Below are 22,023 nucleotides of genomic sequence, written 5' to 3' on the forward strand. Positions count from 1 at the left end.
GCGGCAGACAAACAACAATTACTGCTATAAATTTACGCAAATTCAATAAGTTAAATAATTTTTTCTCGCCAGCAGCCACGCCGGAACAGCGACAGGCTGTTCCGGTCAGGAGGGTGCCACGGTGCTGTCCACGGCAGATCAGACGGCGAGACGATCCCCCGCCGCCCAGTGCTGCTCACCGCTGAGCTGACGGTAGCGCGCAGCCGGATGCGGTGCCGCCAGCCGTGGCCCGCCGCCAGACAGTTTTTCGCGCAGGGTACCCGGCTGATACTGCCGTTTAAAGACGCCGCGCTGTTGCAGCTCCGGGATCAGCAGGTCAACCACGTCGCTGAAGGTTTCATGGCTGAGGGCATAGGCAAGGTTGAAGCCATCGACATCGGTTTCTTCCACCCAGCTCTGCAATTCATCAGCCACGGTTTGCGCACTGCCGACCAGCAACGGACCAAAGCCGCCAATGCCCACCCAATCGGCCAGCGCCTGTACCGTCCACTGGCGGTTGGGGTCGGCGGTGGAGAAGGTTTCCACCGCCGACTGGATAGCGTTAGTGTGCAGATGCTTTAACACCTGGTCCGGCTGATACTGAGCGAAATCAATGCCGGTCCAGCCTGATATCAGCGCCAGCGCGCCTTCGTAGCTGACATACTCTTTGTATTCCAGCCACTTTGCGCGGGCAGCCCGATCGCTTTCGCCAACAATCACCGTTTGCAGATTAAAGATCAGCACACTACGCGGATCACGGCCCGCTTCGGCAACACGGCGACGGATATCGCTGACGGTTTTCTTTAGCAATATTTTTGACGGCGCGGCAACAAACACGCACTCGGCATGTTCGGCAGCAAACTGTTTACCCCGGCTCGATGCCCCGGCCTGATACAGCACCGGGGTACGCTGGGGTGAAGGTTCACAAAGATGAATGCCCGGCACCTGAAAGAAAGTGCCCTGGTGGTTGATGGGATGAATTTTATGCGGATCGCTGAAGATACGCCGTTCCCGGTCACGCAGCACCGCGCCCTCTTCCCAGCTGCCTTCCAGCAGCTTATAAACCACCTGCAAATACTCATCGGCATAGTCATAGCGCGCATCGTGATCGGTCTGCGTCTGGCCAATATTACGTGCGCCGCTCTCCAGGTAGGAGGTGACAATATTCCAGCCGACGCGGCCTCGGGTCAGGTGATCCAGCGTCGAGAGCCGCCGGGCGAACGGATAAGGATGCTCAAACGACAGCGAGGCGGTCAGGCCAAAGCCAAGATGCTCGGTGACCAGCGCCATCGGAGTGATCAGCGCCAGCGGATCGTTCACCGGCACCTGGCTGGCATGACGGATTGCCGCCTGATTGCTGCCATTCAGCACGTCGTAAACGCCCAGCACATCGGCAATAAACAGCCCGTCAAATTTCCCCCGCTCCAGCAGACGGGCGAGGTCGGTCCAGTAACTCAGATCCTTATACTGCCATGAGCGGTCGCGGGGATGCGCCCACAGTCCCGGTGACTGATGGCCGACGCAGTTCATCTCAAAGGCGTTGAGACGGATTTCTCGTGATGACGACACAGGCACTCCTTAACGGCCAGCAAGCAGCCTGACCATGATGAGGTTAATCAGAAGGAAAAGTTCAGTGGTTCAGTCGGGCAGGACATCGCGCTGACGCGGTGAGAAGCAATGGTTCCAGCAGCTGGCGGGCGAGCTGTTCGGCATGTTCCGCCACCTGTGGCAGTCCCATCAGCTCGCCAAAGCGGCCACGGGCCGCCGGGCCCACCACGTACAGATGCGGATTCGCCTGGCCAGTGGCGTTGAGGGTTTGCGAAAGCGCGCTGACATCGATACCGAGGCCGTGCGCATCGCGGCGGATGATGCCTGCGCCAGCCAGCTGGCTGAGCAGCGCGTCGCTGTCGATCAACCCACTGTGGGCCGGGCCGGTCGTGACGATCAGCCGGTCAACGTGGTGGATCTCTTCTGCCCCCTGACGACGGCGCAGGGTGAGGCTGATGCTGCCGTTCTGGACGTCAACCTGCTGCAGGCGGGCCGCCAGCAGCTGCAACTGCCCGCTTTGTTGTCGCTGCTCCAGTACCGCGCTGACCTGCGGCGCAATGCGATAGCGGTGCGCATCCCACCAGGGACGAAGATGGCGCAGAAAGCGCTGCTGCTCTTGCAGCGGCAACCGCTGCCAGATCGACTGCGCACGGTGGCGAATTGCATCCAGCACCCGCTGCCAGGGCAGGTTAACCTTAGCGGCCTCGCGCACCTCCGCGCGCACACGTTGCAGCCAGCCTCGCGCGCTGTCACGCTGCGGACGCTGAAAATCCAGCGGCCAGTCAGAATATTCACCGCTCAGGTTAGCCCCCGGCAGACGTCCCCGACGGGAAAAGACCAGCACGTTGCCCCGGTGCCCCTGCCGCTGAAGAGATGCCACCATATCCGCCATGGTCAGACCGCTGCCGATAATCGCCACGCGGTCACCGGCGGCAATCCCGGCCAGCGCCCCGGGACGCCAGGGGTCAGCGATGACGGCAGGATGGTTGCGAAAGGCGCGCAGCGGCGGCGGCACGTCGGGCGGCGGATGACTGATGGCCAGCACCACCTGATCGGCCGTTAAGCGCGCTCCCCCGGCGGTATGCACCACGCCATCAACCAGCGCCACCGCACGATCCTTCAGATGCTGAACCACCACGGCTGAATGGCGACGGGCGTCGTCCAGTTTCAGGGTGAGATACGCGGCAAACTGGCGGCGCTGCGGCCAGACGCTGTCGTCGTGCCAGCGCGCCGCCGGATCGGCCTGATAAGCGGCGGAGGCGCGATACCAGCGATCGAAATCCCCTTCTTCCGCCGCAGAGAGCTGCATCCGGGCGGCAGGAACGTTAATGCGGTGTGCGGCATCATCAGTGCTGTAAGCCACGCCCTGCGCCAGAGCATCACGCGGCTCAATCACCGTCACCCGCAGGCCCGCGCCGCCCCGTCGCGCCAGCTGAACAGCCAGCGCGGTGCCGCTGAAGCCACCGCCAACGATGACGATATGCCGTTCACTCATGGCTCAGTTCCGGCTCGGTCTGCCGCTCCAGCTCGCGGACACGCGGGATCACCTCGCGGCCAAAGAATTCCACCTCTTCCTGAAAATGCAGAAAGCCCAGCAGCAGCAGATCCACACCGGCCTGCTTCAGGGCGATGATCCGCTCTGCGATTTGCTGTGGGGTGCCAATCAGGTTGGTTTTAAAGCCGTCGTTGTACTGCACCAGATCCTCCAGCGTCGATTTTGCCCAGTTGCCTTCCCCTTCCGGCGACGCGCTGCCCGCATTTTTCGCTTCATGCTGAAAGCCGCGCACCGCCTCCGGGTCCGCCTGTTGCAGGATGTCGTTCAGCACCTGCTGCGCCTGTTGCTCCGTGTCGCGGGCGATAACGAAGCCGTTGACGCCAATTTTCACCTGATGGCGATTCTGTGCCGCCTTACCACGGATATCCTCCACCTGCGCCCTCACCCCCTCGACGGTGTTGCCATTGGTGAAGTACCAGTCAGACACCCTTGCCGCCATATCCCGCGCCGCCCGCGAACTGCCGCCCTGGAAGATTTCCGGCAGCGGATCGAGCGGTCGGGGTTTCAGCACATAGTCCCGGTAGCGGTAGAAATCCCCGGCAAAGCTGAAACTCTCCTGCTGCCAGATGCCGCGCAGGCAGCGGATAAACTCTTCTGAACGCAGGTAACGCTCTTCATGATCCAGCCAGGGCTCACCGATGGCTTTAAATTCACCGCGAAACCAGCCGCTGACGATGTTCACCGCGATGCGGGCCTGGCTCAGATGGCTGATGGTAGCGATTTGTTTCGCCGCCAGCGTCGGATTCCACGGACCGGGCAACAGCGCGGCTATCACCTTCAGTTTTTCTGTCGCCCCCAGCAGCGCCTGGGAAAAGCTGACCGATTCATGCTGATTGTCCGCGCCGTAACCGGCGGTAAAACGGATCTGTGTCAGGGCATATTCAAACCCTGCCCGCTCGGCAATCTGCGCCAGCTTGCGGTTGTAGTCAAAGTCCCAACTGGTGCGCTGGGGGATTTTACTGATCACCAGCCCGCCGGACACATTCGGCACCCAGTAGGCAAATCTGATTGGTTGGTTGCTCATCAATGGCTCCTTACTCTGCTTTTACCGGACGGCGGTCGCCGCCGATGGTTTCACCAAAGGGTCCGGTGTTGACCGTGCCTGGGCGTTTTTCTGCCCTGTCCGCCAGCGGCAACAGCGGCATAACCAGCGAGGCGAAACGGTGTGCCTCTTCCAGATGCGGATAGCCGGAGAAGATAAAGTTCTCAATGCCCAGCGCCTGATATTCCCGGATGCGCGCCGCCACCTGCTGCGGATTGCCCACCAGCGCCGTGCCCGCCCCGCCGCGTACCAGGCCGACACCGGCCCACAGATTCGGCGCGATACGCAGATTGTCCCGCTGGCCGTTATGCAGCGCGCTCATTCGCGCCTGGCCTGCCGAATCCATCCGGGCAAAGATTTTCTGCGCGCTGGCGATGGTTTCATCATCAAGGTGGGAAATCAGTCGTTCCGCAGCGGCCCACGCCTCTTCTTCGGTTTCCCGCACAATCACATGCAGACGAATGCCATAGCTCAGCGTGCGCCCCTCTTCTCTGGCCCGCTGACGCACCCGGGCAATCTTTTCCGCCACCTGTTCAGGCGGCTCGCCCCAGGTGAGCCAGCTGTCAATCTGCTGCGCCGCCACCTCGGTTGCGGCGTCGGACGATCCACCAAAGTAGAGCGGCGGCCCGTTGTCTTGCACCGGCGGGAACAGCAGTTCCGCGCCCTCCACCCGGATGTGCTGACCGCTGTAGTCAACCTTTTCGCCTTTCAGCAGGCGGGAAAAGACCGTCAGAAATTCACGGGTCACCTGATAGCGTTCGGCATGGCTGAGGAAAATACCGTCACCCCGATTTTCCACCGGGTCACCGCCGGTCACCACGTTGATCAGCAGGCGACCATTGGAGAGACGATCGAGGGTGGCAGCCATACGCGCGGCGAGGCTGGGGGGTTGCAGGCCGGGACGCACCGCCACCAGATAGCGCAGTTTTTGCGTAATCGGTGCCAGTGCGGATGCCACCAGCCATGCATCCTCGCAGCTTTTGCCGGTGGGGATCAGCACGCCGTAATAGCCAAGGCTGTCAGCCGCCAGCGCCACCTGTTGCAGATAAGGCAGATCCACGGCACGTCCGCCTTCGGCGGTGCCAAGATAGTGTCCGTCACCGTGGGTCGGCAGAAACCAGAAGACGTTGATGGTGTCGCTGCGCTGGCTCATTATCGCTTTCCTATATAACGTTATCAGAAAAAATCACATTGATTGATTTCGTTTGGTTATATGTCGCTAGGCAGGAATCATGCCAGCTCTGCCGTTTTTTTTAATGATTATTTATCAATGCGTTAGAATTCCACCCACCCTGAAGGAGTGTTGCAAATGCAACAGCTGGCGCACAGACCCTGCTGCATTTGCCACTTTTATCGGGCTGCGGCCTCTCGCCAGAATGGCGCGCTGGCGTTAGTGTGGCTGCTGGTTTCCTGCCCGGAGAAGGCGATGCACAACGACGGCCCTGAATTAAAAGATCCCGCCTCTGTCGCGTTGCAGGGCGTACTGAAGAGGCTGGCACCCACTGACGCCACGGTGCTGATTGTCGGTGAAACCGGCACCGGTAAAGAGGGGGTGGCGCGCTATCTGCATCACCATAGCCCGCGAAGTCAGAAGCCATTTCTGGCGGTCAACTGTGGTGCGCTGAGTGAAAGCCTGGCGGAGTCAGAACTGTTCGGTCACGAGAAAGGTGCCTTTACCGGCGCGGGTGAACGCCATCAGGGGTGGTTTGAAGCGGCTGACGGCGGCACTTTGCTGCTGGATGAAATCGGTGAGCTCAGTCTGCCGCTTCAGGTAAAGCTGCTGCGGGTTCTCCAGGAACGTGAGGTGACGCGTGTTGGCTCTCACCGCCCGGTAAAAGTTGACGTGCGGGTGATTGCCGCCACCCACGTCGATCTTGCCACGGCCATTGCCCGACGCCGGTTTCGTGAAGATCTTTACTACCGGCTGAATGTGGCGGTGCTGACGCTGCCGCCGCTACGCCAGCGGCGTCAGGATATTCCGTTGCTGAGCCGCCATTTCCTGCAACACTATGCCGAACGACATCATCGCCCGCAGCCGGTACTCAGTGAAGAAGCGCTGGCCGCGCTGGTCAGTTATGACTGGCCGGGTAATATTCGTGAGCTGGAAAACACCCTGCATAATGTGGTGCTGCTGAGCAGCGAACCGCTGATTACGGCCGGACAGTTGCAGTTTGGCTCACTCCATGCCACCTCGCCGGTGGCGGTGACGGCGGAACCGCTTGATGAGTTTATTCGTCTGCAATTGCAGGACCAGCGCAGCCCGGTTTTTCAGCGGGTGCTCTCCTCACTGGTGCGTAACGCTTTTGAACTGACCGAAGGCAATCAGATCCAGACCGCCGCGCTGCTGGGGATCAGTCGCAACACCCTGCGTACCCAGCTGGCGCACCTCGGCGTGATTAAGCCACGTACGGCGAGGGCCGGAAACGCGCCGACATCCCCCCGCTCCGCCGCCGTCAACCTCAGTCGCGAACTGCGGATTGGCTTTCAGAAGTTCGGCAACCTGGGCGTGCTGAAGGCCCGCCAGTCGCTTGAGAGCCAGTTTGCCGACAGCGGCGTTAACGTGTTGTGGAGTGAGTTTCCCGCCGGTCCCCAGTTGCTGCACGCGCTGAACAGCGGGGAGATTGATTTCGGCACCACCGGTGAAGTGCCGCCGCTGTTTGCCCAGGCGCAGAATCAGCCGCTGAGCTATGTGGCATGGGAACCGGCTGCGCCGCAGAGCGTGGCGCTGGTGGTCACCGCCGACAGTCCCGTCCACTCGCTGGCCTGCCTGCGCGGCAGGCGGATTGCGGTTAACCGGGGATCGAACGTGCACTATCTGCTGTTGCAGCTGCTGGATGAAGCCGGGCTGACGCTGAATGATATCCATGTGGTTTACGCCCCGCCGAAATATCCGCTGACGCCGGGCGACTGTCGTGCGGTGGATGCCTGGATGATGTGGGATCCGCTGCTGAGTGCCGCTGAACAGAGTGGCCAGTTCAGGGTGATTGCCAACGGCGTGGAGCGGGTCAACAACCATCAGTTTTATCTCGCCCATCGCGATTTTGTCAGTCACAGCGGCGATTTATTGTCGGCAGTGATGTCGGCGCTGGAACAGACCGGACGTTATATCGACAATCACCGGGCTGAGGCCGCCGCGCTGCTGGCAACCGAGCTGGGCCTGGCGAGCCGTTCACTGTCGCTTGCGCTCTCGCGGCGCAGCCATCAGACCCGACCGGTTGATCGACAGATAATTCGTCAGCAGCAGGTGATTGCCGATCGTTTCTATGCGCTGGGTCTGCTACCCCGCGCGATCCGGGTGGGTGACGCCGTCTGGCAGGCGGAGCTGAAGAGCGAGAGTTGAGCGGGAACTGCACCTGCTTTTGCCGCACAATGCGGCGATTTACTGCACGGCCTCGCACCACTGCTCACCCGCCGTTTCACAATTGCTCATCATTTTAAGATGAACCTGAACCTTTTCCCCCTGTCACACAATGACTCGCAACATTAAAATAGGGTTTCCTGACTGTTAAGGAGAATGAGGCATAATGATTTATCGTTTTACACTGGCGGCCCTGACGGCGGCCATCACGCTGACTGGCTGTGCGAAACACAGTGCAGAGGATACCGCAGAGCAGGATTACGCCACCGGCCCTTCGCAGGTGACCGTCTCTCATGTGGTCAGCCGCACGGATGATGGCTCGTCGATTATTGTTACCGTTGATGGCAAAGATGCCGGCCCGCTGGTGCGGGGAGAAACCACGGATTTACATATGTTGCCCGGTAAGCATAAGGTGGGAGGCTACGTCTCGACGCTGTATGGCTATGGACGGGTGACGATTCAACCGGTGGAAATCGCCGCCGTGCCGGATCAGGTCAAACACATCACCTATTCGGTGCTGAAGAACAAGCCGACCTTTACAGAAACTGCTGCTACCCTGGTGCCACGCCCGGTGAAGAAAGCCGCCGCTCCTGCGCCAGCCGCCAGCAGTAAAGCTCCTGCCGCGACCAGCGAGACAACCCCCTCGTCCACCACTACCGCATCCGCTTCGACGGGTACGGCAACACCTTCAGCCACCAGCAGCACAACCACGGCAAATGCCAGTACCGGCACTTCTGCTACAAATACCAGCAGTGGAACGGTTACCAATTCCGACGCCAGCATTACGGCCGCAAAAACCACTACCGGCACCGCCGCCAGCACTGACACCAGTACTTCTGCGACAAATACTACCAGTGGAACCGCCACTACCACCGACAGCAGTACCTCTGCCACCGGCAACTGAATCATGTGCTAATGACCCCATTGGCCCTCTCACTGCGGGTAAAATGAGGCTGTAGCCCCAAAATCAGCCACTCCGGCACGTTTGTGCCGGTGTGTTGAGGCTCAAACCGGTTCAGCCACGCCTTCACGCTGATGCTGATAGTAGTCCGCCGTGGAGGCGACCAGCGGGGTACGACCGCGGATCAGGTCGGCCATCTTTTCAGCAATCATTACCGTTGGCGCATTAAGGTTGCCGGTGGTGATTTGCGGCATGATGGAGGCATCCACCACGCGCAGGCGCTCCATGCCGTGAACGCGCCCTTGTGCATCCACCACCGCCATCTCATCGTTGCCCATCGCGCAGCTGCCGCAGGGATGGTATGCCGTTTCGGCATGTTCGCGGATGAAAGCATCTATCTGTTCATCGCTCTGCACCGCCGCGCCGGGCTGAATTTCCTCACCGCAATATTCCGCCAGCGCAGGCTGCTTCATGATCTCCCGCGTCAGTCGCACCGCGCTGCGGAACTCCTCCCAGTCGCGCGGCTCCGACATATAGTTGAAGAAGATAGACGGAGCCGCATACGGGTGTTTTGAGGTCAGTTTTACCCGTCCCCGGCTGCGTGAACGCATCGGTCCTACGTGCGCCTGGAAACCATGCTCTTTCACCGGGCTGCTGCCGTTATAGTTAATCGCCACCGGCAGGAAGTGATACTGCAAATCCGGCCAGTCTGGCTGGTCATCGCTGCGGATAAAACCACCCGCTTCGAACTGGTTACTGGCCCCGATGCCGGTGCCGTTAAACAGCCATTCAGCACCGATTGCCGGCTGATTCCACCAGTGAAGCGAGGGATAGAGGCTGACCGGCTTTTTGCAGCGGAACTGCATGTAGACTTCCAGGTGATCCTGTAAGTTACGGCCCACCCCCGGCAGCGCATGGACCACGTCAATATCCAGCTCGCGCAGCCACTCTTCCGGGCCAACCCCTGAGCGTTGCAAAATCTGCGGCGAGGCGATTGCACCGGCACAGAGCAGCACTTCGCGGTTTGCCTCTGCCTGCTGCTGTTTTCCCTCTTTTAACCAGCACACGCCGGTGGCGGTTTTGCCACTGAACAGAATGCGGTCAGTCTGCGCATGGGTGATGATGGTCAGGTTTGGCCGCTGTTTTGCCACGTCCAGGTAACCTCTGGCGGTGCTGGACCGACGTCCCTGTGCGGTGACGGTGCGGTCCATCGGACCAAAACCATCCTGACGGTAGCCGTTCAGGTCGTCCGTTTCATGGTGCCCTGCCTGCTTCGCCGCGTCGATGAAAGCGCGGAACAGCGGATTGTTGCCCGCTTTTGGCGTGGTCACGCTGAGATAGCCTTCGCCCCCGTGATAATCGTTCTCACCGATGTCGCGCTTCTCTGCCTTGCGGAAATAGGGCAGGCAGTTGAGATAAGACCAGTTTTCCAGTCCCGCTTTCTTTGCCCAGTTGTCGTAATCCATCGCGTTGCCACGGATGTAGCACATACCGTTAATCAGTGAAGATCCGCCCAGCCCTTTGCCGCGCCCGCACTCCATCCGGCGGTTGTTCATTTTCGGCTCAGGGTCGGTTTCAAAAGCCCAGTTGTAACGTTTGCCCTGAAGGGGATACGCCAAAGCGGCTGGCATCTGGGTACGGAAGTCCCAGCGGTGGTCTTTTCCGCCCGCTTCCAGTAACAGTACCGATACGTCAGCATCCTCAGTCAGTCGCGTAGCCAGCACGTTGCCTGCTGAGCCGGCACCAATAATGATGTAGTCAAATTTCTGCATTAAGCCTCCGTTATGCCGCGCACCCGGTGTCGCGGCATCAGACTGAATAAATTCGGGATATCAGCGAATCAGAATGCTGATGGATAGTCGCCCATTTCGATCAGAATCGATTTGGTGCGGGTATAGTGATGCAGCGTCTCGGTGCCGTTTTCGCGACCCAGGCCAGACTGCTTGTAACCGCCGACCGGCATCGGCGCGGGCGATTCACCCCAGCTGTTAACCCAGCAGATCCCGGCTTCAAGCTGGTGGATAACCCGGTGGGCGCGGTTCAGTGAGGTGGTAAACACCCCGGCCGCCAGCCCGTATTCGGTGTTGTTGGCACGCTCAATCACTTCCTGCTCGTCGTCGAACGCCAGCACGCTCATCACCGGGCCAAAGATCTCTTCTTTCACGATACGCATCTCATCGTGACAGTCGCTGAACACCGTCGGGGCGACATAGCAACCTTTAGCCAGTGCGCCTTCTGTCAGACGCTGGCCGCCGGTCAGCAGGGTGGCCCCCTCTTCTTTACCGATGTTGAGGTAAGACACCACTTTCTGGCAGTGCTCCTCGCTGACCAGCGGCCCGAAATTAACGTCAGGGTCACGCGGGTCTCCGCAGCGTATCCCGGCCATTTTTTCCAGCAGACGCTGTTCAAAAGCGGCTTTCAGCGAACGCTGAACAAATACCCGGGTGCCATTGGTACAGACCTGACCACTGCTGTAAAAGTTAGCCATCATTGCAGCGTCAACTGCGCGCTCCAGATCGGCATCGTCGAAGACGATCAGCGGTGACTTACCACCAAGCTCCATGGTTACCGATTTCAGGTTAGCCAGCGCGGCATCAGCCATTACCCGTTTGCCGGTATTCACCTCGCCGGTAAAGGAGACTTTGGCAATCGCCGGGTGCTGGCTCAGCCCCTGCCCCACAGTACCGGCCCCCTGCACCACGTTGAACACGCCATCCGGCAACCCCGCCTCGGTGAATATTTTCGCCAGTTCCAGCGCGCTGAGCGGCGTGACTTCACTGGGCTTGAATATCATCGCGTTGCCGGTCGCCAGCGCCGGAGCACTTTTCCACATGGCGATCTGAATGGGATAGTTCCACGCGCCGATACCGGCACAGACGCCTAGTGGTTCACGGCGGGTGTAGACCAGCGCGCTGTCACGCAGCGGGATGCTGTCGCCCTGCACGGCAACCGCCAGCCCGGCATAGTATTCCAGCACGTCAGCCCCGGTGACGATATCCACCGCCGCAGTTTCACTGATGGGTTTACCGGTATCAGCGGTTTCCAGTTCCACCAGCTGCTGATTGCGCTCGCGCAAAATGGCCACGGCCTTCAGCAGTACGCGACTGCGTTCCACCGGGGTGTAGCTGCGCCAGATCCGTTGTCCGGCTACCGCAGAGGCGACGGCACGATCGATATCCTGCTGATTTGCAGCGGTGATTTCAGCCAGCACTTCCCCGTTTGCCGGGTTGATGGTGGTAAAGGTTTCACCCTGACCGGCTTCTTCCCGACCATTGATGTAAAGTCCACGGCGTTGCATGTCTGCCATGCTTCCTCCTCAGGTTTCAGGCGTTGCGGCTGCCAGCCACAACGAGAGATGTTGATAACAAAGTCTGCGGGCCGCATTCAGCCCCTGCTGCATCGGCTGAGGTGCCAGCGTCATGCGCAGCCACAGTCCGTCAATCAGCGCCGCCATCGCGGCTCCCGCATCCCGTGCCTGCGAATGCGGCAGGCTGCGGGCAAACTGTGCCACCAGATTAGAGTAGAGGCGGCGGTCGTTAATGCGTTGCAGACGCTGTAATGCCGGCTGATGCAGGCTGCTGGTCCAGAAAGCCAGCCAGGTTTTCAGTACCGGCCTGGCAATCTGGGATGCATCAAAGTTGCCGTCGATAATGGCGCGGATGCGGGCCTCCGGCTGATCTGCCGCCTGCTGCCGAAATCGCGCCACCGCCTGATATAAATCGGCAAGGATCTGGCGCATACAGGCATCCAGCAGACCGTTCTTATCGCCAAAATAGTGGCTGACAATCCCGGTGGAAACGCCCGCCTCTTTAGCAATCAGCGCCAGGCTGGCATCGGCCAGCCCAACGCGATCGATCACCGTCAGCGTCGCGTCAATCAGTTGCGCCTGACGGATGGCTTTCATTCCAACTTTTGGCATCACTCGATCACTTTTAACGTTTCGATAACCAAAACTATAACGCATTTTATATTGAACGTTCAATTAATAATAAATGTTGCATGTTTTGAGGGGTTATTTTCCGAGGCGTAATATGTTGGCTTTTTGTGATCTGTATCAGTATGCGTGTTAAGTGATGCTTTACCATTTCCGAAAACAGCAGAAAATGCATATGGCGATGAAGTGATAATTTCTTATTTTCATAAAAACAGATATATATCAATATATTAAACAAAAAATATCAGGTTAAAACTGGAAACAGAGCCGTTTATAGCCGCCAGATTATTCAGGCGCAGTTTGCGGTTTTTTATATGACGTTAACAATTGATACCAGTCATAAATGCTGAGCTTCGCGCCAAAAATCATTCTTTAACACTTTTTATTATCTGCCGCGCTGTAGCTGAAAAAAAACTTGCCTGGCACCGGATGATCGGCGAAATTAAGCGCCCTTTTCTGATTCTTATAACTATGCGGCGAATGCCCGCCTTGTCTGACGCTGACTTAATTTTCTCGTCGAAGCAAGATTTTGACTCCAGAGGTATCTGTGTCTGATGCAAACAAAGAGCCCGAGGCGGCCAGCCTTAATGCGTTTAAGCAACCCAAATCGTTCTATCTGATTTTCTCTATCGAGCTGTGGGAGCGGTTCGGCTATTACGGCCTTCAGGGCATTATGGCGGTGTATCTCGTCAAAATGCTGGGCATGTCTGAAGCCGACTCCATCACCCTGTTCTCTTCTTTCAGTGCACTGGTCTATGGCCTGATAGCCGTTGGCGGCTGGCTGGGGGATAAAGTGTTGGGCACCAAACGGGTGATTGTGCTGGGTACGTTGGTGCTGGCGCTGGGCTATGCGCTGGTGGCCTTCTCCGGCCATGATGTTGGCGTGGTCTATATTGGTATGGCGACCATTGCCGTCGGTAATGGCCTGTTTAAAGCCAATCCTTCATCACTGCTCTCCACCTGTTATGAAAAAGATGACCCCCGCCTCGACGGGGCTTTCACCATGTATTACATGGCGATCAACATCGGCTCATTCTTTTCTATGCTGGCGACGCCGTGGCTGGCTGCCCACTACGGCTGGAGCACCGCCTTCAGCCTTTCTGTGGTTGGGATGATGATTACGCTGGTTAACTTTATGCTGTGCCGGAAATGGGTGAAAAACTATGGTTCTCAGCCAGATTTTGCACCGCTGCATGTTGGCAGGCTGCTGGCAACCTTCGTCGGCGTGGCGGCACTGATCGCCGTGGCAACCTGGCTGCTGCATAATCAGCAGATTGCCCGCATGACCCTGACGCTGATCGCCGTGGGTATTGTGGTGGTGTTCATTAAAGAGGCGTTTAAATTGCAGGGGGCAGCCCGTCGCAAGATGATTGTGGCTTTTCTGTTGATGCTCGAAGCGGTGGTGTTTTTTGTGCTGTATATGCAAATGCCCACCTCACTGAATTTTTTCGCCACTCGCAACGTGGAACATTCACTGCTGGGCATTGCATTCGAACCTGAGCAGTTTCAGGCGCTGAATCCCTTCTGGATTATGATTTTCAGCCCGCTGCTGGCCGCCACCTATAACAAAATGGGCGACCGGCTGCCGATGCCACATAAGTTTGCCCTTGGCATGGTGCTCTGCTCCGCCGCCTTTCTCGTGCTGCCACTGGGCACCAAATTTGCCAGTCAGATGGGGATTGTCTCCGTAAACTGGCTGATCCTCAGCTATGCCCTGCAAAGCGTCGGAGAGCTGATGATTTCCGGTCTTGGCCTGGCGATGGTGGCGCAGCTGGTTCCCCAGCGTCTGATGGGCTTTATTATGGGCTCCTCATTTCTGACCACCGCCGGGGCGGCGATGATCGCCGGGAAAGTGGCGAATCTGATGGCCGTGCCGGAAGATATCATCGATCCACTTCAGTCTCTGCATATCTATGGTGATGTGTTCCTGCAAATTGGTATTGTCACCGGCATCATTGCCCTGCTGATGCTGCTGACCGCACCAAAACTGAAGCGAATGACTCAGGATGATCAACCGCTGAGCGAGGACGTCACTGCCTGACGGCAGAGTCTCATGGGGCAGCTGTGATGCTGCCCCGTTACTTCAGCACCCACCCCGCATCTGTTCCGTTCTGCCCCCCTCATGTACGGCTATCCCTGTCTCCCCTGTACTGGTCATCCGTCCGCTGTTTGCTTGCCGGAAGAGACGCCTTTTTACGTTCTTCCCCGGCAGGAATTAATCTGCTGCGGACCGATGCATCAGCTGACTTTTCCTCCAGGCCGCATTAAGCTTGAAAGCAAGCTTAACCCTCAGACTGAAGGAGCAAGATGATGAAACTCTACTTTAAGCCGGGAGCCTGTTCGCTTTCGCCGCATATTATCCTGCGGGAGACGGGACTGGATTTCACCCTGATTCAGGTGGATTTGCAGAAAAAAACCACCGAGCAGGGCGAGGATTTCCTGCTGATTAATCCAAAAGGCCAGGTGCCCGCTTTGCAGTTTGACGAGGATTCCCTGCTGACCGAAGGCGTGGCGATTGTGCAGTATCTGGCAGACCTCAAGCCGGACCGTCAGCTTCTGGCACCCGTTGGCAGCCTGAGTCGCTACCATACGCTGGAGTGGCTGAATTATATTGCCACCGAGCTGCATAAAACCTTCAGCCCGCTGTTTCGCCCTGCTACGCCTGAAGACTACAAAAAGGTGCTGCGCACTCAACTGGAACAAAAGTTTGGCTGGGTGGACAGCCAGCTTGAGGGCAAACCTGAGGGGACGGTTCCCCCGCTGGGGTGAAATAAATAACTGACGCGTTCAGCCAGTCTTTTCTGGCGATGCATCTTTATGTTTTAAGTTGAAATCTGCCGGGTGATATTTCCCGGCAGTCAGACTGGAACCGCTTTAAATTTTCAGCGCGCTGAAATGTTGCTCTGGTTCGGCCATCCGGTGCTGTGCCGCCACCAGTTGCAGTTCATATTCGCCCATTTGATGGGTTTTCAGCATCACTTCATATACCGCCGCCGTCACATGCTCCAGCGCCTGTTGCAATGGCAGACCGTGCAGCAGATTCACCAGCAGCAAGCCGCTGGTCAGGTCGCCCACGCCCACCGGTTGACGCACACCGAAATCAACCAGCGGACGGCTGATATGCCACGCTTCATCAGCGGTGACCAGCAGCATCTCAAAGCGATCGCTGCGCAGACCCGCTCGTGCCAGATGCTTCACCAGCACAATTTTCGGTCCCTGCGCAATCAATTCGCGCGCGGTAGCGATCGCCTGCTCGACGCTGCTGACCGGGTGGCCGCTGAGTATCTCCAGCTCCAGCAGATTCGGCGCGATAATATCGCTGGCAGGCAGCGCCTGGCGGGTGTGAAACTCAGCCACACCGGGTGCGACAATACAGCCTTTTTCCGGATGGCCCATCACCGGATCGCAGAAATACCAGGCTTCAGGGTTGGCCTGTTTCACCTGACGAACGATATCGAGGATTTGCTCACCCTGTTCTGCGGAACCGAGATAACCACTGAGGACCGCATTGCAGCTTTTCAGCCGATCAATGTTTGCAATCCCCTGCACAATTTCGCCCAGATGGCTGGCTGGCATCACCATACCGGTCCAGTGACCGTACTGGGTGTGGTTTGAAAACTGCACCGTGTTAAGTGGCCACACATTGGCCCCCATCCGCCGCATCGGGAATTCAGCTGCGCTGTTACCCGCATGACCATAGACAGTATGCGATTGTACAGAAAGAATATTTTTCATGATGTCCTGCAAGAGAAAGGCCGGATGATACCGGCCTGTGCTGTGGGTTATTTCCAGACGATCAGACAGTAATTTTTCTTACCACGACGTAACAGGGTATAGCGGCCAAACAGTCGATCTGACGCGACAAAGGCATATTCGCTGTTTAACTGCGCAACGCCATTGATGCTGACCGCTTTTGACTCAATCAGCTTACGTGCCTGACCACGCGACGGCGCTAAATCGCCGTTCACCATCGCCTGTTGCAAATCCTCGCCCTGCTCCAGTTCCACAAACGGCATGCCGTCCTGCGCCAGCTGTTCAAAATCAGCTTCGGTCATTTCGTTCAGGCTACCGGAGAACAGGCTGCTACTGATACGCTCTGCGGCAGCCAGCCCCCCGGCACCATGCACCAGACGGGTCACCTGTTCTGCCAGCACATACTGGGCGCGAGGCGCTTTACCGCTGTTTTTGTCTTCTTCTTCCAGCGCATTGATTTCGTCAATACTCATAAAAGTGAAGAACTTGAGGAAGCGATAAACATCCGCATCGGCTGTGTTGATCCAGAACTGGTAAAATTTGTACGGACTGGTTTTCTTCGCATCCAGCCACACCGCACCACCCTCGGTTTTGCCAAATTTAGTACCGTCAGATTTGGTGATCAGTGGCACGGTCAGGCCAAAGACCTGGTTCTGGTGCAGACGGCGGGTCAGATCGATACCGGACGTTATGTTGCCCCACTGATCGGAACCGCCAATCTGTAACGCAACACCGTAGCGTTCATTCAGGCAGGCAAAGTCATAACCCTGCAACAGGTTGTAGGAAAATTCGGTAAAGGAGATGCCCTGATCGTCGCGGTTCAGACGCTGCTTAACGGCTTCCTTATTAATCATCTGATTAACTGAGAAGTGTTTACCGATATCCCGCAGGAAAGTCAGCACATTCATGCTGCCAAACCAGTCATAGTTATTGGCCGCCACCGCGCTGTTGTCACCGCAGTCAAAGTCGAGGAACGGGGCAACCTGATGGCGGATTTTTTCCACCCATTCATTAACCGTTTCACTGGTGTTGAGCTTACGTTCGGCCGCTTTGAAACTGGGATCGCCAATCAGACCGGTGGCCCCCCCAACCAGCGCGACCGGGCGGTGACCGGCATCCTGAAAACGTTTAAGACACAGCAACGGCACCAGATGACCCAAATGCAGGCTGTCGGCCGTCGGATCAAAACCGCAATAGAGCGCAATCGGGCCTTCTGCCAGTCGCTCTGCTAACGCGTTTTCATCCGTAACCTGGGCTACCAGGCCCCGCTCCTGCAATTGTTTGATCAGATTACTGCTGGCCATCTGTGACTCCATGTAAAAAAAAGTCTGCACCTCTGCTGGTGCATCGCTTTCCGCTGAGACGCGGACGAAAAAAAAGAGGCGTACAGGATAAAGCGCTGAAGCACTCTGCACCAGCGCTTAAAGGGATTATTTCGCAGCTTCAGGGGGCCAGACGATCAATTTTCCAGCTATCGCCTTCACGCTGATAAAAAAAACGGTCATGCAGGCGATGTTCTCCTCCCTGCCAGAACTCCATTGACTCCGGCCGGATGCGGTATCCTCCCCAAAAGCTGGGAAGTGGCACTTCACCCTGCTGAAACTTTTGCTTCAGCTCAAGAAATTTGCCTTCGAGCACGCCGCGGGCAGAGATGCGACTGGACTGTTTCGATACCCACGCGCCTATCTGGCTGTCTCGTGGACGACTGTGAAAATATTTAACCACATCGACAACCGACAACTTTTCGACCGTGCCCAATACCATTACCTGCCGTTCCAACATGTGCCACGGAAAAAGCAGGCTGATGCGCGGGTTATTTTCCAAATGCTGAGCCTTGCGGCTGCCAAGATTGGTGTAAAACACCAGTCCACGCTGATCAAAATGTTTTAGCAGGACAATGCGCTGGTAGGGCTGGCCGGACGGGTCAACGGTCGCCACGCTCATCGCCGTGGGGCCCGGCAGTTGAGCGGCAACCGCCTGGCTAAGCCAGTGCTCAAACAGGGATAACGGGTCGGCGGGAAGATCCTTACGACGCAGTCCGCCACGCGTGTATTCACGGCGCAGGTGAGCAATCTGCTGAAGGCTATCGTTTTCGTTCATTTTTTCGTCTTCTGCTGACTGGGAGAAAAAAAGCATTGTGCGCTCTGCACCGATGAGTTTCAACGGGTTAACCGGTGCTGAATCGACAATCACTCATCCGCCGCTGGCCGTTATCATCACCTGATGTCTTATTTACTGTGAGATGAAAACAGCGTTTTGGCGGTTATCGTGCGCGTCACACAGGTGTTGCTCGCTGCTGTTTCAGCAGGAGGAAATGCCGCTGCGGAATCAGATTAATCCCCTGGCGGGCAGAAGCAGACATCATCGTCCGCTCATCTGCCTGTCATTAACACTGAACAGCAGGAAAAGTTAGCGATAACGCAGCCTGTTGGCGGGCCAGATAGCGCCCAGTATCGAAGATTCTCGTGCGCCGGTGACCGATGGCATGTTGCCGGGTTCACCTGACAGAGTACGGTATGCCAGCCAGGCAAAAGCCAGCCCTTCCATATCGTCGCTGCTGATGCCGACGCTGTCGGTGGGTGCCACTTCAGTCCCCGGAAGCAACGCTGACAACCTCGCCATCAGCAGCGGGTTACGACGTCCCCCGCCACACACCAGGAGGCGTTCGCAGCCGCCCGCTGACGTGACCTGGCGTGTGACTGTCATCGCCGTCAGTTCAAGGAGCGTGGCCTGGATATCCTGCGGGGCCAGACCCGGAAAGTCCGCCAGCTGTTTCTCAATCCACGCAGGATTGAAATACTCCCGCCCCGTTGATTTGGGTGCCGGACGTGCAAACCAGGGATCGCCCAGCATCTGTTGCAGCAGGGCATCATTTACCGTTCCACTCGCGCCCCAGCGACCATCCTCGTCATAATTTTTACCCTGATGCTGAAAGATCCAGGCATCCAGCAGCATGTTGCCTGGGCCGGTGTCATAGCCGCCAACAGGCCGCCCGGGGATCAATAAGGAGAGATTGGCAATACCGCCAATGTTCAGCACCATCCTTCGTTCCTGCGGATGCATTAAAACTGCCTGATGAAACGCCGGAACCAACGGCGCGCCCTGCCCGCCCAACGCCATATCCCTGCGACGAAAATCGCCAACGACCGTAATCCCGGTTGACGCAGCAATCTGGTTATTGTCACCAATCTGAAGGGTGTTCGGCGCTTCGCCCAGCGGTTCATGCCAGACCGTCTGCCCGTGACAGCCAATCGCGGTGATATCTTCTTTTTCCAGCCCTTGGCGCTGAAGTAAATGGTTGACCGCATCGGCAAACAGACGTCCTAATCGCGTATCCAGCTGGCCCAACTGCGAGAGCGTCAGCGATTGTCCCTGGCAGATGGCCAGAATATCCTGCCGCACCGCTGGCGGGATGGGATGACAGTAACTTGCCTGTTGTGCCACGATTTGCTGGTCTATTGCGGCCAGTACCACATCCACACCGTCGAGACTGGTCCCCGACATCACCCCAATATAGCGTCCTGATTTCATTTTTTTATGCCTTAGCCATCAGAGTTAACCACTCACGTGCGCACAGCGTCGCAAAATCGCTGCTGTAATTCTATGATTAACCGTGCATTTTCAAACAACGTTACGTTTTTTCTCTTTTCCGGCTATCTTAATGCTGATTGATAACCTGTTTAGTGATGCCAGGTTATGCTGATTTACACGTTTTTTTACCGGAAGCAACAGACAAGCATTGCTTGTGCCATATAATTAAGTTATTGATCGCTGCGCAATTGAATGCAGCATGTGGATAATAAAGGAGTTCTCACCATGTTTAAGCGTATAGCCATCGTGGCCCTGACCAGTGTGACCTTAGCTGGGTGTGCCAATAACAGCACACTATCCGGCGATGTTTACAGTGCTTCCGAAGCCCGTCAGGTACAGAGTGTTACTTACGGTACACTGGTGTCCGTTCGTCCGGTACAGATCCAGGGCGGAGATGAAAATAACGTTATTGGTGCTATCGGCGGTGCGGTGCTGGGTGGTTTTCTGGGTAACACCATCGGCGGTGGTACAGGTCGTAGTCTGGCAACAGCAGCAGGTGCCGTTGCGGGTGGCGTAGCCGGACAAGGTGTTCAGGGCGCAATGAATAAATCCGAAGGTGTGGAGCTTGAAATCCGTAAGGATGATGGCAACACCATTATGGTGGTTCAGAAACAGGCAGCCAGCCGTTTCTCCGCTGGTATGCGCGTAGCTATTGCTTCCAATGGCAGCCAGGTAACTGTTTCACCTCGCTAAACTGACCAGCCTGTTGCCCTGAACAGCGCTATGCAGCCTTAAATGAGCTGTTGCCCGGTGATGAGTGTTAAAACCGGGACAATCAGGCAGCGTCGAAACCGTCAGTTAACTGCGCATCAGAGATATTTTAGTCTGCATTAAAAACCGGCAAATGCCGGTTTTTATTCGTCACGATTTTGCAGTTGCAGAATATTTTTTTCCAGTCGGGCAATCAGCGTCACCATTTTATTAATCTCATCCCGTGAAATTCCGGTCAGGATATCATCCCGGGTAGCATCAATGACGTGCTCAACCTGAGCGATGACTGGCGCGGCCTCCTCAGTCAGCTTAATTCGTTTGGCCCGACGATCGCTCGCGCAGGTGGTGCGGGTAATTAACCCCTTTTCTTCCAACTGATCGAGAGTGCGTACCAGCGAAGGCTGTTCGATACCAATTGCTTTTGCCAGCTGAATCTGGGACTGTTCCGGTGGCAGCTGATGGATGTTATGTAATGTCACCCAGTGCGTCTGGGTGAGCTCCAGCGGCTTCAGGCGCTGATCGATCAACGAACGCCAGATACGCACTAATCTTGCCAGATCCGCACCTAATGAAGTATCCAATTTCACCTCCTTATAATTAGCTTGCTATTCATCATGCCTTAATCCAGCACCGAATGCGAGTTTACAGGATAAACTGGAATTTATTCGTCAGGAAACGGTTCAGTTATCCGCCTCGTTATTGTCACCCGTCAGCAATAGTGGGACTTTTTCATCGCTGAACTGCGATGCATTGTCATTAATTTCCACTGTTAATGAGATGCCCCTTGCCCGCGTCCGCTGCACCTGCTATTCGCGATTCTGTTTTGTGTCACAGAATGCCATTAAAAAAGTCAGGGTATTATTTTATACTGGCCTGGCTTTATTTTCGGGACGCTAACTGTAAGGACACAGAATGAAAAGACTTATCTTATCTACCTGCCTGCTGGCATTAAGTTTTACTTCTTATGCACATGGTTATGCAAAATCCGTTACGGTCAAACAGGCTAAGTCACTTCGTGATAACAGTCGGGTTACCCTGACCGGCAAAATTACCGGTCAGGCTGGCGATGAGGATAAATACTGGCTGGAAGACAGTACCGGGCGCATCAAAATTGATGTGGATGACGACGACTGGGAAGATAAAAATCTTGCCGTTGGCAAAACCGAGCGAGTAACGGGTGACACCGACAGAGATGAAGGCCACACGGAAATTGAAGTCGACAACATCCAGTTGGTAAGCACGTCAGAATAGTGACGGCTGCTCTGGCGCGTCAGGAAGCTCATTTTTTCCGGCGCGCTGTTGCCGCAGGAAACGCTGTCGACACAGTCTGAGCACATCACGTTTTTGTGATTCACTGTATTTCATCCAGTTAAAGCGTTCCTCCCGGCTACGCATACAGCCAGAACAATATCCTCGCTGGTCAGACTGGCAAATGCCGCGACATGGACTGGGTACAGGAAAAAATTCGAGTTGTTCAGCCACCGTGACTCCTGATGCATTGATGTCATCTTTAAGCCGGGGCCTGTTGGCAGCACGCGATCAAAAAAATATTGCATAGCGTGATTTTCAACCGACCGAAACCCCGATACTACCGCAATTGTCATTAAAATGTTAATAGCAAGCGACAATCAGCCAGCAGCACCCGGAACTG

Annotated in this window: 18 protein-coding genes and 1 pseudogene; 6 read left to right on the forward strand and 13 right to left on the reverse strand. The window is 56.6% G+C overall.

Annotation, left to right across the window (positions count from 1 at the left end; all coding sequences use genetic code 11):
- Positions 1-138: 138 nt before the first annotated feature.
- The 4 genes from AC3RPL_RS10410 to ssuD form a co-directional block, all read right to left on the reverse strand.
- The gene (locus AC3RPL_RS10410; protein WP_490739965.1) at positions 139-1,548 is read right to left on the reverse strand and encodes an LLM class flavin-dependent oxidoreductase; all 1,410 of its coding nucleotides are present in this window, start codon (positions 1,546-1,548) and stop codon (positions 139-141) included.
- A 61-nt stretch (positions 1,549-1,609) separates the two neighbouring features.
- Positions 1,610-3,022, reverse strand: a complete 1,413-nt coding sequence (locus AC3RPL_RS10415) for an FAD/NAD(P)-binding protein (RefSeq protein WP_490739966.1) — start codon at positions 3,020-3,022, stop codon at positions 1,610-1,612.
- On the reverse strand, positions 3,015-4,106 hold the full coding sequence (gene sfnG / locus AC3RPL_RS10420; RefSeq protein ID WP_034936237.1) for a dimethylsulfone monooxygenase SfnG: 1,092 nt from the start codon (positions 4,104-4,106) through the stop codon (positions 3,015-3,017). Before sfnG ends, AC3RPL_RS10415 begins: the two co-directional genes overlap by 8 nt.
- Before the next feature lie 10 nt (positions 4,107-4,116).
- Positions 4,117-5,277, reverse strand: a complete 1,161-nt coding sequence (gene ssuD / locus AC3RPL_RS10425) for an FMNH2-dependent alkanesulfonate monooxygenase (protein ID WP_490739967.1) — start codon at positions 5,275-5,277, stop codon at positions 4,117-4,119.
- A gap of 273 nt (positions 5,278-5,550) precedes the next feature.
- Between ssuD and AC3RPL_RS10430 the strand changes: the two genes are divergently transcribed.
- Together AC3RPL_RS10430 and AC3RPL_RS10435 are read left to right on the forward strand one after the other, a co-directional pair.
- Complete coding sequence (locus AC3RPL_RS10430; RefSeq protein ID WP_490740668.1) at positions 5,551-7,464, forward strand: aliphatic sulfonate ABC transporter substrate-binding protein; 1,914 nt, start codon at positions 5,551-5,553, stop codon at positions 7,462-7,464.
- A 184-nt stretch (positions 7,465-7,648) separates the two neighbouring features.
- Positions 7,649-8,386, forward strand: coding sequence for a hypothetical protein (locus AC3RPL_RS10435; RefSeq protein WP_490739968.1), 738 nt, complete (start codon positions 7,649-7,651; stop codon positions 8,384-8,386).
- A 101-nt stretch (positions 8,387-8,487) separates the two neighbouring features.
- Here AC3RPL_RS10435 and betA read toward each other — a convergent pair whose 3' ends face one another.
- The 3 genes from betA to betI form a co-directional block, all read right to left on the reverse strand.
- The gene (gene betA, locus AC3RPL_RS10440) at positions 8,488-10,155 is read right to left on the reverse strand and encodes a choline dehydrogenase (protein WP_490739969.1); all 1,668 of its coding nucleotides are present in this window, start codon (positions 10,153-10,155) and stop codon (positions 8,488-8,490) included.
- A 68-nt stretch (positions 10,156-10,223) separates the two neighbouring features.
- Complete coding sequence (gene betB / locus AC3RPL_RS10445) at positions 10,224-11,681, reverse strand: betaine-aldehyde dehydrogenase (protein WP_490740669.1); 1,458 nt, start codon at positions 11,679-11,681, stop codon at positions 10,224-10,226.
- Between the two features lie 18 nt (positions 11,682-11,699).
- Positions 11,700-12,302 carry a transcriptional regulator BetI gene (gene betI, locus AC3RPL_RS10450; RefSeq protein ID WP_490739970.1) on the reverse strand — a complete coding sequence of 201 codons (603 nt, stop codon included), beginning with the start codon at positions 12,300-12,302 and terminating at the stop codon, positions 11,700-11,702.
- A 562-nt stretch (positions 12,303-12,864) separates the two neighbouring features.
- Between betI and dtpA the strand changes: the two genes are divergently transcribed.
- Positions 12,865-14,358, forward strand: coding sequence for a dipeptide/tripeptide permease DtpA (dtpA, locus tag AC3RPL_RS10455; RefSeq protein ID WP_490739971.1), 1,494 nt, complete (start codon positions 12,865-12,867; stop codon positions 14,356-14,358).
- 269 nt (positions 14,359-14,627) lie between these two features.
- Positions 14,628-15,056, forward strand: a pseudogene (gstA, locus tag AC3RPL_RS10460) (glutathione transferase GstA); the annotation flags it as partial.
- 135 nt (positions 15,057-15,191) lie between these two features.
- Here the strand turns inward: gstA and pdxY are convergent.
- From pdxY to anmK, 4 genes are all read right to left on the reverse strand, one after another.
- Positions 15,192-16,052, reverse strand: a complete 861-nt coding sequence (gene pdxY / locus AC3RPL_RS10465) for a pyridoxal kinase PdxY (protein ID WP_490739972.1) — start codon at positions 16,050-16,052, stop codon at positions 15,192-15,194.
- Between the two features lie 47 nt (positions 16,053-16,099).
- Positions 16,100-17,374, reverse strand: a complete 1,275-nt coding sequence (gene tyrS, locus AC3RPL_RS10470; RefSeq protein WP_490739973.1) for a tyrosine--tRNA ligase — start codon at positions 17,372-17,374, stop codon at positions 16,100-16,102.
- Positions 17,375-17,513: 139 nt separating this feature from the next.
- Positions 17,514-18,170 carry a pyridoxamine 5'-phosphate oxidase gene (gene pdxH, locus AC3RPL_RS10475; protein WP_490739974.1) on the reverse strand — a complete coding sequence of 219 codons (657 nt, stop codon included), beginning with the start codon at positions 18,168-18,170 and terminating at the stop codon, positions 17,514-17,516.
- 309 nt (positions 18,171-18,479) lie between these two features.
- Positions 18,480-19,601: an anhydro-N-acetylmuramic acid kinase gene (anmK, locus tag AC3RPL_RS10480; RefSeq protein WP_490739975.1), complete on the reverse strand. Its 1,122-nt coding sequence runs from the start codon at positions 19,599-19,601 to the stop codon at positions 18,480-18,482.
- Between the two features lie 285 nt (positions 19,602-19,886).
- Here anmK and slyB point away from each other — a divergent pair, with 285 nt between their 5' ends.
- Positions 19,887-20,354, forward strand: a complete 468-nt coding sequence (gene slyB / locus AC3RPL_RS10485; protein ID WP_034936216.1) for an outer membrane lipoprotein SlyB — start codon at positions 19,887-19,889, stop codon at positions 20,352-20,354.
- Between the two features lie 161 nt (positions 20,355-20,515).
- Here slyB and slyA read toward each other — a convergent pair whose 3' ends face one another.
- Positions 20,516-20,953, reverse strand: a complete 438-nt coding sequence (gene slyA, locus AC3RPL_RS10490) for a transcriptional regulator SlyA (RefSeq protein WP_034936213.1) — start codon at positions 20,951-20,953, stop codon at positions 20,516-20,518.
- A gap of 331 nt (positions 20,954-21,284) precedes the next feature.
- On the opposite strand from slyA, the gene AC3RPL_RS10495 reads away from it, so the two are divergent.
- The gene (locus AC3RPL_RS10495; RefSeq protein ID WP_490739976.1) at positions 21,285-21,623 is read left to right on the forward strand and encodes a NirD/YgiW/YdeI family stress tolerance protein; all 339 of its coding nucleotides are present in this window, start codon (positions 21,285-21,287) and stop codon (positions 21,621-21,623) included.
- Here AC3RPL_RS10495 and AC3RPL_RS10500 read toward each other — a convergent pair.
- Positions 21,615-21,854, reverse strand: coding sequence for a DUF1289 domain-containing protein (locus AC3RPL_RS10500; protein ID WP_034936209.1), 240 nt, complete (start codon positions 21,852-21,854; stop codon positions 21,615-21,617). The genes AC3RPL_RS10495 and AC3RPL_RS10500 overlap by 9 nt on opposite strands.
- Between the last annotated feature and the right edge of the window lie 169 nt (positions 21,855-22,023).

The sequence above is a fragment of the Erwinia papayae genome (assembly GCF_058241465.1).